The organism is Advenella mandrilli (assembly GCF_016595155.1).
GTDB classification, from domain to species: domain Bacteria; phylum Pseudomonadota; class Gammaproteobacteria; order Burkholderiales; family Burkholderiaceae_B; genus Advenella; species Advenella mandrilli.
In genome coordinates, this window is sequence record NZ_JAENGP010000008.1 from 39,487 (window position 1) to 52,742 (window position 13,256).

A 13,256-nucleotide genomic window follows, 5' to 3' on the forward strand; every position below is an offset into this window, starting at 1 on the left:
TGCAAGAAGTTATGTCACGATTACTTTTATTTAAAAGATTTAAACGAGTTTTGAATTTATTATGAGTTTTACTATTACGGTTCACCCAAGTAACCATCAATTTATTGCCAAAGAAGGGCAAACTATTCTTGATGCGGCGCTTGATGCAGGCATTATTCTTCCCTACAGCTGCAAAAGCGGCTCTTGCGGTTCATGTAAAGGCAAGGTGCTTTCAGGCTCCATACAAGAGTCTTCTGCCGTTTCCCAGGTGGTGGGTGAAGAAGAAAAAGAACAGGGTCTTACCTTGTTCTGTCAGGCAAGCGCAACCAGTAATCTTGAGATCGAAAGTCATGAAATTCGTATGGCCAGCGACATTCAGGTAAGGAAAATGCCTGTGCGTGTGGTGGATATAGAAAAAATGGCCGATGATGTCATGGTCCTGAAATTGCAAATGCCTGCGGCCGAGCCATTTCGTTATTATGCCGGCCAATATGTAGAGTTCATTCTTAAAGATGGTCGCCGCCGCAGTTATTCCATGGCCAGTGCACCTAGCGGTAACGAGCCGGTAGAGCTGCATATTCGTCATATGCCAGGCGGGGTCTTTACCGATCACGTGTTCGGTGCTGGCGAAACTCAAATGAAAGTGCGGGAAATCCTGCGGGCAGAAGGCCCCTTGGGTTCATTTTTCCTGCGTGAAGACTCAGATAAACCCATTGTGTTTGTGGTGAGTGGAACCGGCTTTGCGCCGGTAAAAGCCATGATGGAAGTTATTATTGAAAAAGGCATTACCCGTCCGGTTACCTTATATTGGGGCGGTCGCAGGCCTAAAGACCTGTACATGAAAGACTTGGTCAAACAATGGGAAGCGCAGTTGCCATTTTTTACCTTTGTGCCGGTTATTTCAGATGCCTTGCCTGAAGACAGCTGGGGCGGTCGCACGGGTTTTGTGCACAAGGCAATTATTGAAGATTTTCCCGATTTGTCAGTGCATCAGGTTTATGCCTGCGGCGCACCTGTCATGGTTAGCAGCGCACGCAAGGAATTCGTCGCCAACTGCAGTCTTCCTGAAAACGAGTTTTATGCCGATTCCTTTACTTCCGAAGCGGATACGGCCAAGTTGGAAGCGGCCAAGGCCTGATTTTTCAATTTAATGCCGTCTTGGCTCGTCATGCTGCGTTTTTGTCCGTCCGTAAATTTCGCAGCTTGTCGCGGCCTGTTTCCCATTGCATGATGGCTGGGTTTTGTAATTTGAATCAGGCTAATCATGACAGGAATAATTCGGTTTTTTGCCAGCGTGCTACTGGTAGGCATGCTAATGGGCTGTGCAACGCAGCCAGAGTGGCTGGTCCGCAAACGACTTTACCCCGAATGGGAAGTATCAAACCGTAGCGTTAACCAATACTCTTTTGACTGGTCTTTGCATGGAGACCCGGACATTGCGCCTTTGCAGGTTTTTAGTACGGGTAATGAAATATGGTTGCAGTTTGAGCCCGATGCCAGTATTCCGGCCATTTTTGCCGTTCAGCAGGGGGCTGAAAAACCCTTGCCTTATTATCGCAATGACCCTTATGTTGTTATCAAGGGAAACTGGGCCGAACTATCGCTAAGGGCCGGAAATCGGCTGGTACGGGCGCGTCACTGGCAAGAAAACAACATCAGGTAAACTGGGCTTCAGGTCGGTGGGTAAGGTTTTTAGAGGGCGTCTGTCAGGGGCATTTAACGTAGTAAAGTGTCAAAAATGCACTTATTTGTTAAACACCCCTTATAATTGGCGGTTAAATAAATTTATTCAGCCACTTTTACACGATGAAATCAGCAGAAATAAGACAAAAGTTTCTACAGTTCTTTGAGTCTAAAGGCCACACCATTGTTCCTTCTTCGTCATTGGTGCCCGGAAATGATCCAACCCTGTTGTTTACCAACTCAGGTATGGTTCAATTCAAGGATGTCTTTACCGGTAAAGAAACCCGTCCCTACAAACGGGCAACCTCTTCGCAGCGTTGCCTGCGTGCCGGGGGCAAGCATAATGACCTCGAAAACGTGGGTTATACCGCTCGCCATCACACTTTCTTTGAGATGCTCGGAAACTTCAGCTTTGGTGACTACTTTAAGCACGAAGCCATCAAGAATGCCTGGGAACTGCTTACGCAGACTTACCAGTTGCCTGCTGAAAAGCTTTGGGTCACGGTTTATCAGGAAGATGACGAGGCTTATGATATCTGGAACAAAGAAGTAGGGGTTCCGGCAGAGCGAATTATTCGTATTGGTGACAATAAAGGCGCACGTTATGCGTCCGACAACTTCTGGCAAATGGCCGATACCGGTCCTTGTGGGCCTTGTTCAGAAATTTTCTATGATCACGGTCCCGATGTTTGGGGTGGCCCGCCCGGCTCCCCCGATGAAGATGGGGATCGTTATATTGAAATCTGGAATTTGGTGTTCATGCAGTTCGATCGCGATGCCGCTGGTGTCATGCATCCACTGCCTCATCCCTGTGTAGATACAGGCATGGGCCTAGAGCGGGTTTCCGCCGTCTTGCAACATGCGCATTCCAACTACGAAATTGATCTTTTTCAGCATCTGATCAAGGCGGCAGCACGTGAAACCGGCGTGACTGATCTGGCGCATAATTCCCTTAAAGTTATTGCAGATCACATTCGTGCCTGCAGTTTCATGATTGTGGATGGTGTCATACCCGGTAATGAGGGTCGCGGTTATGTGCTGCGCCGCATTATCCGCCGTGCTTTGCGGCATGGTTATCAGCTGGGGCAGGCTAAGCCATTCTTCCATAAACTGGTGGCTGATCTGGTCAAGGAAATGGGCGAGGCCTATCCAGAGCTGGTCCAGCATCAGGATCGTGTAACCCAGGTGCTTAAACAGGAAGAAGAGCGCTTCCAGGAAACCCTTGAAAAAGGCATGAAAATCCTGGATGCAGAACTGGATTCTACCGCCAAGGGCGGAGCCCTAAGCGGTGAAACAGCGTTTACGCTTTACGATACATTCGGCTTTCCCTTTGACTTGACTGCGGATATTTGCCGTGAGCGTGGCTACGAAGTAGATGAGGCTGGCTACGAAGAGGCCATGAATCGTCAGCGTGAAATGGCAAGGGCAAGTGGCAAGTTTAAAATGGCACAGGGTTTAAGTTATTCTGGCGAGCAAACCCGTTTTGAAGGGTATGAGCGTCTGCAAACCAATGCCAAAGTGTTGGCCGTCTATGTTGATGGTGTGCTGGTCGCGTCTGCTTCCGAGGGACAGGATGCCGTTATCGTTCTGGATAATACCCCGTTCTATGCAGAGTCGGGCGGTCAGGTGGGCGATACCGGTATTCTGGCCGGTTTTGGCAGCAACTTTAATGTTCATGACACCCAGAAAATCCAGTCCAATGTTTTTGGTCACCACGGTACCGTTACGTTGGGAGCCATCAACACAGGCGATACGCTTGATGCGCATGTCGATGTAGAGCGACGCCAGCACACCATTCGGAACCACTCGGCAACTCATATCATGCACAAGGCTTTGCGTCAGGTGCTGGGTGAGCATGTGCAGCAGCGTGGTTCATTGGTTGATCCTGATAAAACCCGGTTTGACTTTGCGCATGACGCAGCGGTCACTGCTGAAGAAATCAGTCAGGTCGAAGACATTGTTAATGCAGAGATTCTTAACAACACTGATGTCACTGCACAATTAATGTCCTATGATGACGCCGTAGCCGGTGGTGCGGTGGCCCTGTTTGGCGAGAAATACGAAGATGAAGTTCGTGTGCTGGATATCGGCTTTTCCCGCGAGTTATGTGGGGGTACTCACGTCCATCGCACTGGCGATATCGGTTTGTTCAAGATCGTATCCGAGGGTGGTGTGGCAGCAGGTATTCGCCGAATTGAAGCCATTACCGGTGGTAATGCGCTGGCTTGGGTGCGTAACCTGAATAAGTCGGTTCAAGAGGCGGCGGCTTCCCTGAAAGCCAATCCTGCCGAGTTGGTGGAAAAAGCCCGGCAGGCACAAGAGCATATCCGTTCGCTTGAAAAAGAGGTTGATCAGCTTAAGGCAAAAGTGGCTTCCGCAGCCAGTGCCGATTTGTCATCCCATGCGGTTGATGTTAATGGTATTAAGGTTTTGTCTGCCGTTATTAAAGGGGCAGACCCGAAATCATTGCGCGGTATGATCGATCAGCTTAAAGATAAGTTGAAGACGGCAGTGGTTGTGCTGGCCGCAGAGGTTGATGGAAAAATCAGTGTGGCGGCCGGCGTAACCGCCGATACCACCAGCAAGATCAAGGCCGGAGAACTGGTTTCTCATGTTTCTACCCAAATTGGTGGAAAGGGTGGTGGCCGCCCCGATATGGCGATGGGTGGTGGCACAGATCTTCAGGCGTTGGATGCGGCTATTGCCGGGGTTCGTGCCTGGGTTGAGGGCAAGGTATAAGTATGTCTGAAAAGCATTCTTATGTGCTGGAGGTGGACACCAGTGGTTTGAAGTGTCCGCTTCCTATCCTTAAAGCTAAAAAAGCACTGGCAACGATAGAAAGTGGCCAGGTCTTGAGGGTCATTACGACAGATAAAAATGCGGTCAAGGATTTTCAGGCTTTTTCGGCTCAAACCAAAAACGAGCTGGTGGCGCAAGATATTCTTGAGTCTGGTGCGGTGCATTACCTTAAGCGAAGGTAGTGCCTGTTGCCTATATGCCAAAAGTAGGTGTTGATACGCTACTTTTGGCAGACTTTAAAAATTAAGATTGCATTCTAGTTGTATATCTTGATATAATTGCTTGTTTAGTTTCATAGTTATTTAATTTTACCAGAAAGGACTACCTATGGTGGTGATTCGTCTAGCCCGTGGTGGCTCAAAAAAGCGCCCATTTTACAATTTAGTTGCTGCTGATTCACGCAATCGTCGTGACGGTCGCTTCATCGAGCGCGTTGGTTTTTACAATCCTGTAGCCAAAGAAGGCACAGAGGGCCTGCGTATCGCTCTTGATCGTGTAAACCACTGGATTGATAATGGTGCACAATTGTCACCTGTTGTTCAGCGTTTGGTTAAAGAGTTTTCTGCCAAAGTAGCTGCCTGATAGTTTTCCTGTCAGACAAAATGATTCGACCGTTTGCGATGGCTAGCGGTCGTTTTGTTTTTTGTGAGCGGGTTCTTGTTTTTGCATAAATGGGTGGTGTAGGTTAATGGTAATTCCAGATGATCTTGTAGAGCTGGGTCGTATTGTATCGGCCTATGGTGTGCGCGGTATGGTTAAAATCCAGCCGCACTCTGCCCAGGAAAGTATCCTGCTTAATGTAAAAGAGTGGTGGCTTGCCCGTCTTTCGCGTGCTGGTGTGCAGCAAGAGCCGCATCGCCTTGCCAAAGTCTCTCGCGCTCGCGAACATACGGGTTCCATTGTGGCCTTTCTTGAAGGCTGTGATGACAGGGATCAGGCTGAGGCCCTTAAAGGCACGTCCATATTTGTGTCGCGCGCCATTTTTCCCACTGCGTCCGATGATGAGTATTATTGGGTCGACTTGATCGGCTGTTCTGTTTATAGCACTGCCAGCGCATCGGGGCCTGTTTTGTTGGGCCTTGTGCAAGAGGTTTCCGATAATGGGGCGCATGCTGTCCTTCATATTGCCAGGCAAGAGCTTGATGAACAGGGTGACGTGGTTTTCCTGAAAGATGATAAAGGTAGGGTGCTGGAAGTCCTGGTGCCGTTTGTTCAGGCGCACGTGCCTTTTGTTGATATCCGTCAAAAACGTATCGAAACAGACTGGCCGGCAGACTTCTGATGCGAATAGATGTTATTACCCTGTTTCCCGAAATCTTTTCCGTAGTCCGGGATCTGGGGGTAACGGGCAGGGCGCACCGGCAGGCAATCTGGCAGCTCAAAACATGGAATCCCCGTATTTATACCTCTAATCCTCATCAAACGGTTGACGATCGTCCCTACGGTGGGGGGCCGGGTATGGTCATGATGGCAGAACCCTTAAGAATGGCGGTGCAGGATATCCGGCAGGATCGTCAAAAAGAAAATGCGCCACCGGCAAAAGTGGTTTTGCTAAGTCCGGTTGGACGGCCATTCAATCAGCAAAAAGCACAAGAGCTGGCAAATTCAGGGGGAGTTACCTTTGTTTGTGGGCGCTATGAAGGTATCGATCAGCGCTTCATCGATCGCTACGTCGATGAAGAAATTTCACTGGGTGATTTTGTCTTGTCTGGCGGAGAAATTGCGGCAGTAGCCATGATAGATGCAGCGATTCGATTATTGCCATCGGTACTGAATGATGCAGCATCGGCTTTGCAGGATTCTTTTCACGAGTCCCTGTCCGGTTTGCTGGATAGTCCGCACTATACGCGCCCCGAGGTTTTCGAGGGGGAAGCGGTTCCAGATGTCTTGTTATCAGGGCATCATAAAAATATTTCCACCTGGCGCCGGCAAGTGTCCTTAAGGCTAACTCAGGAGCGTCGCCCCGAGCTTATTTTACAGGCAAGAAGCCAGGGCCTGTTAAGCCCTGTTGATGAAAAGTTTTTAAAGACGCTTTCAGATAAATAGTGTAAGTTATTGCTTTGTTTATTTTGAAAATTAGGTATTGATTTGGTTCCCTTTTCTATTCTGGATTTATCGCCTGTAAACGAAAGCGAAACGGTGGGTGATGCGCTTGCCAACTCATTGTTGCTGGCAAAAAAAGCTGAGGCGTGCGGTTTTACGCGTTTTTGGATGGCTGAGCATCATAATATTCCAGGCATCGCGAGTTCCGCTACGGCAGTAGCCATTGGCTATATCGCAGCAGGAACCAGCCGGATTCGTGTTGGTTCGGGGGGTGTTATGCTGCCCAATCATTCGCCCTTGATCATTGCAGAGCAGTTTGGTACTTTGGCTTCTTTGTACCCGAACCGGATTGATTTGGGTTTGGGCAGGGCGCCTGGCACGGACATGAATACGGCAAGGGCTTTGCGACGGGATTTACATGCCAGCGCAGAGAATTTTCCGCAGGATGTACAGGAGTTGCAGTATTATTTTCGCCAGCCCGAAGAGGGGCAGAAAATTGTAGCAGTGCCTGCAGCAGGTGTTCAGGTGCCGGTTTGGTTATTGGGTTCGAGCCTGTACAGTGCGCAACTGGCGGCCTATCTTGGCTTGCCTTTTTCTTTTGCCTCGCATTTTGCGCCTGGTGATTTAATGAATGCCCTGTCGGTATACCGCTCTTCTTTCAGGCCTTCTGTTTATCTTGATAAACCCTATGCCAGTGCTTGTGTGAATGTAGTGGCTGCACAAACTGATGAGCTGGCCAAGTATCATTTTACTTCGCACCAGATGGCATCAGTGCAGCTTTTCAGGAATACGCCCGGAAAACTTCAGCCACCGGTTAATAATATTGATGAGCATATTTCTCCTGCCGAGCGTGCCAGTATCAATCACAAACTTATCTATTCCATGGTGGGAAGCGCTAAGACGGTTGCTGATGGAATTTCAGATTTTGTGGAAATGACAGGGGTGGATGAGCTAATGATGACGTCACGGGTTTATGATGTTGCCGCCAGGCTTGAGTCCATAAAATTGGTAAGTTCGGCCTTTTAAGGTGATCTTGCTTTTGGTGATATTAAATATTGTTTAATTTTGTCAGATATCTATTTTCACTTGATTTTAAAGTGTGTATGATTTAAGTAAATTAGTTCAAAATACGGTGTTCTTTTAACTTATTGTTTTTTAAGGCAAAAAAAATTTTAAATATGCACGTTTATTTAGCATATTTAAAAAAAGCTTGCCATAACTGGGGTTTTCCCTCAAACTATAGGGCTATGGTTACTAAAGTACTTTTCGTCTGTATGGGCAATATCTGCCGCTCGCCTAGTGCCGAGGGGGTATTGCGTCGTCTCGTCCAAGAGGCAGGCCTGCAAAATTCAATTCAGGTTGATTCGGCAGGTACCCAAAACTACCATATTGGTGATGCGCCCGATGGCCGGGCACAACTGGCAACCCGTAAACGCGGTTATGACATTTCCCAGCACCGTGCCCGTCAGGTCACTGCAGAAGATTTCACGGAATATGATCTTATTCTTGCCATGGACTGGGATAATCTTTCTTATATGCAACAAATCTGTCCAAAACCATTACGGCATAAACTAATGCTTTTAATGCGTTTTGCCAATGATTATGAAGAAGCAACCGTCCCGGACCCTTATTATGGTGGTCTCGATGGCTTTTTCAAAATGCTCGATTACCTCGAGGATGCCTGTCAGGGCGTGTTCGAAATAGTCAGCAAACGCGTTAAACAATATCAAGCTGCATAACTCTCTGCCAATCTGACTATTGCACAAATATGACAATATTTGTGCAAATTTCATTATATCAATAATAAATCCTAGTAAATTAGTCGACTATTTGATATACTTGAGTAAATTACTCGGCTATTGTGGCAAGGAATTTATTATGCGATTAACTACGAAAGGTCGATTTGCTGTCACGGCAATGATTGATCTGGCCTTACGCCAGAACAGCGGCCCCATAACTTTATCAACAGTCAGCGAAAGACAAAATATTTCTCTTTCTTATCTTGAACAGCTGTTCGGGAAGTTGCGTCGTCACGAGCTGGTGGAAAGTATTCGTGGGCCGGGTGGTGGCTATATTTTGGCCCGCTTCGCAAGAGAAATTACAATCGCCGATATTATTTTTGCTGTGGATGAGCCTTTGGATGCGACCAGTTGTGGTAGCAAGTCCGAGTGCACATCCGGTAAAGATGGAAGCTTATCAGGAAAGTGCATGACGCACGATCTCTGGACCAACCTGAACCGGAGAATGGTGGATTACCTCGATTCCGTCACGCTTCAGGACTTGGTTGATCAGCAACGCATGCGTCAATTGAATCAGGCTCCGCAAACAAACAGTATCCTGATGCAAAGAAAAACCGATTCCCTGACTTCCGTCATTGTATAAATTTTGGAGTTTGATGTTATGGCAAAGCGCCCGATATATTTAGATTATTCCGCCACAACCCCGGTAGATCCAATCGTTGTGGAAAAAATGATTCCCTGGTTGTACGAAGATTTTGGCAACCCGGCTTCACGCAGTCATGCATTTGGCTGGGAAGCAGAAGAGGCTGTTGAAGATGCGCGTAGACAAGTAGCCGAACTGGTCAATGCCGACCCAAGGGAGATCGTCTGGACATCGGGCGCCACTGAATCAAACAACCTGGCCATTAAAGGCGCCGCTCACTTTTATGCCGAGCGTGGCAAACATATTATCACGATTAAAACCGAGCATAAGGCGGTGCTTGATACGACCCGTGAGCTGGAGCGTCAGGGCTTTGAAGTGACTTATCTTGGTGTCCAGGAAAATGGCCTGGTTGACCTTGAAACGCTCAAAGCGGCTATCCGTCCCGACACCATCCTGATTTCTGTCATGTTTGTTAATAATGAAATCGGTGTTGTGCAAGATATTGCGTCAATCGGTGAGTTGTGTCGTGAAAAGGGCATTATATTTCACGTGGATGCCGCACAAGCAACGGGCAAAGTGGATATTGATCTGCAAACACTCAAGGTGGATCTGATGTCATTTTCGGCCCACAAGACCTATGGCCCCAAAGGTATTGGTGCCTTGTATATCCGTCGTAAACCACGTATTCGCATTGAAGCGCAAATGCATGGCGGTGGTCATGAACGCGGCTTCCGTTCGGGCACGCTGGCAACCCATCAAATCGTGGGCATGGGCGAGGCTTTTCATTTAGCCAAATTGCATATGCAGGCAGAAATCGAACGTATCCGTGCATTGCGTGATCGCTTATGGAATGGTTTGTCTGAAATTGAAGAGGTTTACCTGAATGGCGATATGGAACAGCGTGTTCCCCATAACCTGAATGTCAGCTTCAATTATGTAGAAGGTGAGTCCCTGATTATGGCCATTAAAGAATTGGCGGTATCCAGTGGGTCTGCCTGTACTTCTGCCAGTCTGGAGCCTTCTTATGTATTGCGGGCACTGGGCAGGAACGATGAGCTGGCACACAGTTCGATCCGTTTCACTATTGGCCGTTTTACCACCGAAGAAGAAATTGATTTCGCTGTTGAATTGATCAAATCACGTGTTGGCAAACTGCGCGACATGTCTCCTTTGTGGGAAATGGCCAAAGAGGGCATTGATCTTGATGCGGTTCAATGGGCCGCGCACTAATTTAAAGCAGGAGTATTATCATGGCTTACAGTAACAAAGTTTTAGACCACTATGAAAATCCGCGTAACGTCGGTTCTTTTGATAAAGACGACGAAGCAGTGGGTACCGGTATGGTAGGAGCACCTGCCTGTGGTGACGTAATGAAACTGCAAATCAGGGTTAATAAAGAAGGCGTTATTGAAGATGCCAAATTTAAAACCTATGGTTGTGGCTCTGCGATCGCTTCCAGCTCGCTGGTGACCGAATGGGTTAAAGGCAAAACGCTGGATCAGGCTTTGGATATCCGCAATACGCAAATAGCCGAAGAACTTGCCTTGCCACCGGTAAAAATTCACTGTTCAATTCTGGCTGAAGATGCGATTAAGGCAGCAGTACAGGATTACAAGGAAAAACATACGAGCTGATTATGGCAATTACATTAACTCAAAAAGCGGCAAATCACATTCAGGACTACCTCGACAGAAGAGGCAAGGGCTTAGGCTTGCGCCTAGGGGTAAGAACGACAGGTTGTTCAGGCATGGCATATAAGCTTGAATATGTTGATGCACCTGATGATAGCGACGTTCTGTTCGAGAGTTTTGGTGTAAAAATTTTTGTCGATCCAAAAAGCCTGGCTTATATTGATGGCACCGAACTGGACTACGCACGTGAGGGCTTGAATGAAGGATTCAAATTTTCAAACCCCAACGAGAAAGCCAGTTGTGGTTGTGGTGAATCATTCTCGGTATAGGTAGAACTTCTTTGGATAATCATTTCAGTTTATTGAATTTACCCAAGCGGTTTGACCTTTCCGGGGAGGCCTTGGAACAGTCCTGGAAACAGGCCTCTTCCCAGGTTCATCCTGATCGTTTTGCCACCGCTTCAGCGGCTGAAAAACGGGTTGCGGTTCAATGGGCCTCTCGTGTCAATGATGCTTACCAAACCTTAAAAAGCCCATTAAGCCGTGCTGCCTATATGTGTGAGCTTGAAGGTTTTCCGGTTCAGGCAGAAAGCAACACCGCAATGGGTGCAACATTCTTAATGACCCAAATGCAGTGGCGTGAGCAACTTGATGATGTTCGTGCCAACCCACAGCATAATGGGTTAAGTGAACTGTTGCAGGAAATTCAGGCAAAGCAGCTTGAGTTGTTTAATGAAATGAAAAGTTTAATTGATGCACAGCAAGACTATGCCAGCGCGACCCAACGGGTTCGCGAGTGGATGTTTGTTAATAAAATGCATCAGGAAGTTAAGGCACTGTAAACTTTAACTTATTATTTACGAAGTACAATATGGCCCTCTTACAAATTTCAGAACCTGGCGCATCACCGGCTCCACATCAACGCCGCCTGGCAGTTGGCATAGATTTGGGTACCACCCATTCCCTGGTTGCTTCGGTGCGCAACAGTATTGCCGAAATCCTGACCGATAAAAACGGAAAAAAACTATTGCCTTCTGTGGTGCGGTATTTGCAAAACGGTGATGTTGAAATTGGACACACTGCGGTCAGGAAACAGAATTCGGACCCTTTAAATACCATTGTTTCTGTCAAGCGTCTAATGGGCCGCTCATTTAATGAAGCCTCTACTTACGCACTTCCCTATGAACTTATTGACGAACCGGGTATGGTTCGCCTTGGTACGGTTCAAGGGCCAGTCAGTCCCGTCGAGGTATCGGCTCAAATTCTGGCCAAACTGCGTCAGCAGGCAGAAGATGTTTTGGGTGATGAATTAGTGGGGGCAGTTATTACCGTGCCTGCTTATTTTGATGATGCCCAGCGTCAGGCTACCCGTGATGCCGCCCGCCTGGCCGGTCTAAATGTATTGCGACTTATCAATGAACCAACGGCCGCTGCCATTGCTTATGGCCTGGACAATGCCGCTGAAGGTATTTATGCGGTTTACGATCTGGGTGGTGGCACCTTTGATATTTCCATTCTCAAGCTTAGCAAGGGCGTGTTTGAAGTTATTGCGACCAGTGGCGATACACAATTGGGCGGTGATGACTTTGATGACGTGATCATCAATGACATCATGAAACATCATGACAAAAGCAATTTAAGCGCAGGCGACAAGCGCTCCTTGCGTACATTGGCCAAACAGGTTCGTGAAAAACTAACCGAGCATCCCCGTGCCGTGTTCCAGATTACCTTGTCTGATGGCCTGCATATAGACCAGAATTTCCCCCGTAATCATTTTGAAAATATTGCCAAAGACCTGGTGAACCGTTCGCTTGAACGCGTGAAGCAAACATTGAAAGATGCTTCATTGGACGTGACGGATATCAAGGGAGTTGTCATGGTTGGGGGGGCTACCCGCATGCCGGTCATCCGTACGATGGTGGCCGATTTCTTCAAACAGGAACCTTTGATCAACCTGAATCCCGATGAGGTGGTAGCCCTGGGTGCTTCTTTGCAGGCCAATTTACTGGCGGGCAATCGCAGCGCCGATGATGACTGGTTGCTTCTTGATGTGACGCCGTTGTCATTAGGCCTTGAAACCATGGGTGGTCTGGTGGAAAAAGTGATTCCACGCAATAGCACCATTCCTGTTGCCCGGGCCCAGGAATTCACCACATTCAAAGACGGTCAAACCGCCATGAGTGTGCATGTTGTACAGGGTGAGCGTGAGTTGGTTAATCATTGCCGTTCATTGGCGCGTTTTGAATTGCGTGGCATTCCACCCATGGTGGCCGGTGCTGCACGTATTCGGGTAACCTTCCAGGTGGATGCCGATGGCTTGCTTAGTGTGACAGCTCGAGAGCAAAGTACGGGCATAGAAGCAGCGGTTACGGTTAAACCTTCGTATGGTTTGTCCGATGATGAAATTTCTTCAATGCTGCAAGATAGCTTTGAAAAGTCAGATGAAGATGCCAAAATGCGCATGCATCGTGAACAGCAGGTGGAAGCCCGTCAATTAGTTGAGTCTATTGACGCGGCCATCAAGAAAGATGGCGATTTGCTGGAAGCAGATGAACTGGCACGAATTCAGCAACTGTTGACTGAAACAGTCAAGTTGGCAGAAAGCGGTTCAACCGATGAAATTCATGATGCCGTGCAAGCTTTGTCTCAGGCAACCGATGATTTTGCAGCCCGCCGCATGGATCGCAGTATCCGCCAGGCGCTTTCAGGTAAAACCCTAGATCAAATAGCATAATTGGAA

The 13,256-nt window shown here is 47.9% G+C and carries 15 protein-coding genes; all 15 read left to right on the top strand.

What is annotated here, in order from left to right:
* Positions 1-61: 61 nt before the first annotated feature.
* The 15 genes from JHL22_RS07800 to hscA all read left to right on the top strand — a co-directional run bounded on the left by JHL22_RS07800 (position 62) and on the right by hscA (position 13,250).
* A complete protein-coding gene (locus JHL22_RS07800) occupies positions 62-1,117 on the top strand; it encodes a CDP-6-deoxy-delta-3,4-glucoseen reductase (RefSeq protein ID WP_200235689.1) in 1,056 nt (351 codons plus the stop codon).
* Positions 1,118-1,243: 126 nt separating this feature from the next.
* A complete protein-coding gene (locus JHL22_RS07805; protein WP_200235691.1) occupies positions 1,244-1,642 on the top strand; it encodes a TrbG/VirB9 family P-type conjugative transfer protein in 399 nt (132 codons plus the stop codon).
* 143 nt (positions 1,643-1,785) lie between these two features.
* Positions 1,786-4,401 carry an alanine--tRNA ligase gene (alaS, locus tag JHL22_RS07810; protein WP_200235693.1) on the top strand — a complete coding sequence of 872 codons (2,616 nt, stop codon included), beginning with the start codon at positions 1,786-1,788 and terminating at the stop codon, positions 4,399-4,401.
* Between the two features lie 2 nt (positions 4,402-4,403).
* On the top strand, positions 4,404-4,643 hold the full coding sequence (locus JHL22_RS07815; protein ID WP_200235695.1) for a sulfurtransferase TusA family protein: 240 nt from the start codon (positions 4,404-4,406) through the stop codon (positions 4,641-4,643).
* Positions 4,644-4,788: 145 nt separating this feature from the next.
* Complete coding sequence (gene rpsP, locus JHL22_RS07820) at positions 4,789-5,043, top strand: 30S ribosomal protein S16 (RefSeq protein WP_200235697.1); 255 nt, start codon at positions 4,789-4,791, stop codon at positions 5,041-5,043.
* 106 nt (positions 5,044-5,149) lie between these two features.
* Positions 5,150-5,743: a ribosome maturation factor RimM gene (gene rimM / locus JHL22_RS07825; protein WP_200235699.1), complete on the top strand. Its 594-nt coding sequence runs from the start codon at positions 5,150-5,152 to the stop codon at positions 5,741-5,743.
* Entirely contained in the window at positions 5,743-6,507 is a 765-nt protein-coding gene (gene trmD, locus JHL22_RS07830) for a tRNA (guanosine(37)-N1)-methyltransferase TrmD (RefSeq protein ID WP_200235701.1), read from the top strand. The genes rimM and trmD overlap by 1 nt, the downstream gene beginning before the upstream one ends.
* A gap of 42 nt (positions 6,508-6,549) precedes the next feature.
* A complete protein-coding gene (locus tag JHL22_RS07835; RefSeq protein ID WP_200235703.1) occupies positions 6,550-7,530 on the top strand; it encodes an LLM class flavin-dependent oxidoreductase in 981 nt (326 codons plus the stop codon).
* 221 nt (positions 7,531-7,751) lie between these two features.
* Positions 7,752-8,243, top strand: coding sequence for a low molecular weight protein-tyrosine-phosphatase (locus JHL22_RS07840; RefSeq protein ID WP_200235705.1), 492 nt, complete (start codon positions 7,752-7,754; stop codon positions 8,241-8,243).
* A gap of 139 nt (positions 8,244-8,382) precedes the next feature.
* Positions 8,383-8,886 (top strand): Fe-S cluster assembly transcription factor, encoded by a 504-nt coding sequence (locus JHL22_RS07845; RefSeq protein WP_200235707.1) that lies wholly within the window; start codon positions 8,383-8,385, stop codon positions 8,884-8,886.
* An 18-nt stretch (positions 8,887-8,904) separates the two neighbouring features.
* Positions 8,905-10,116 (top strand): IscS subfamily cysteine desulfurase, encoded by a 1,212-nt coding sequence (locus tag JHL22_RS07850; RefSeq protein WP_200235710.1) that lies wholly within the window; start codon positions 8,905-8,907, stop codon positions 10,114-10,116.
* A 20-nt stretch (positions 10,117-10,136) separates the two neighbouring features.
* Entirely contained in the window at positions 10,137-10,520 is a 384-nt protein-coding gene (iscU, locus tag JHL22_RS07855) for a Fe-S cluster assembly scaffold IscU (protein ID WP_200235712.1), read from the top strand.
* Positions 10,521-10,522: 2 nt separating this feature from the next.
* On the top strand, positions 10,523-10,846 hold the full coding sequence (gene iscA / locus JHL22_RS07860; RefSeq protein ID WP_200235714.1) for an iron-sulfur cluster assembly protein IscA: 324 nt from the start codon (positions 10,523-10,525) through the stop codon (positions 10,844-10,846).
* Positions 10,847-10,857: 11 nt separating this feature from the next.
* Positions 10,858-11,358 carry a Fe-S protein assembly co-chaperone HscB gene (hscB, locus tag JHL22_RS07865; RefSeq protein WP_234041192.1) on the top strand — a complete coding sequence of 167 codons (501 nt, stop codon included), beginning with the start codon at positions 10,858-10,860 and terminating at the stop codon, positions 11,356-11,358.
* A 29-nt stretch (positions 11,359-11,387) separates the two neighbouring features.
* Positions 11,388-13,250: a Fe-S protein assembly chaperone HscA gene (gene hscA, locus JHL22_RS07870; protein ID WP_200235716.1), complete on the top strand. Its 1,863-nt coding sequence runs from the start codon at positions 11,388-11,390 to the stop codon at positions 13,248-13,250.
* Positions 13,251-13,256 lie beyond the last annotated feature (6 nt).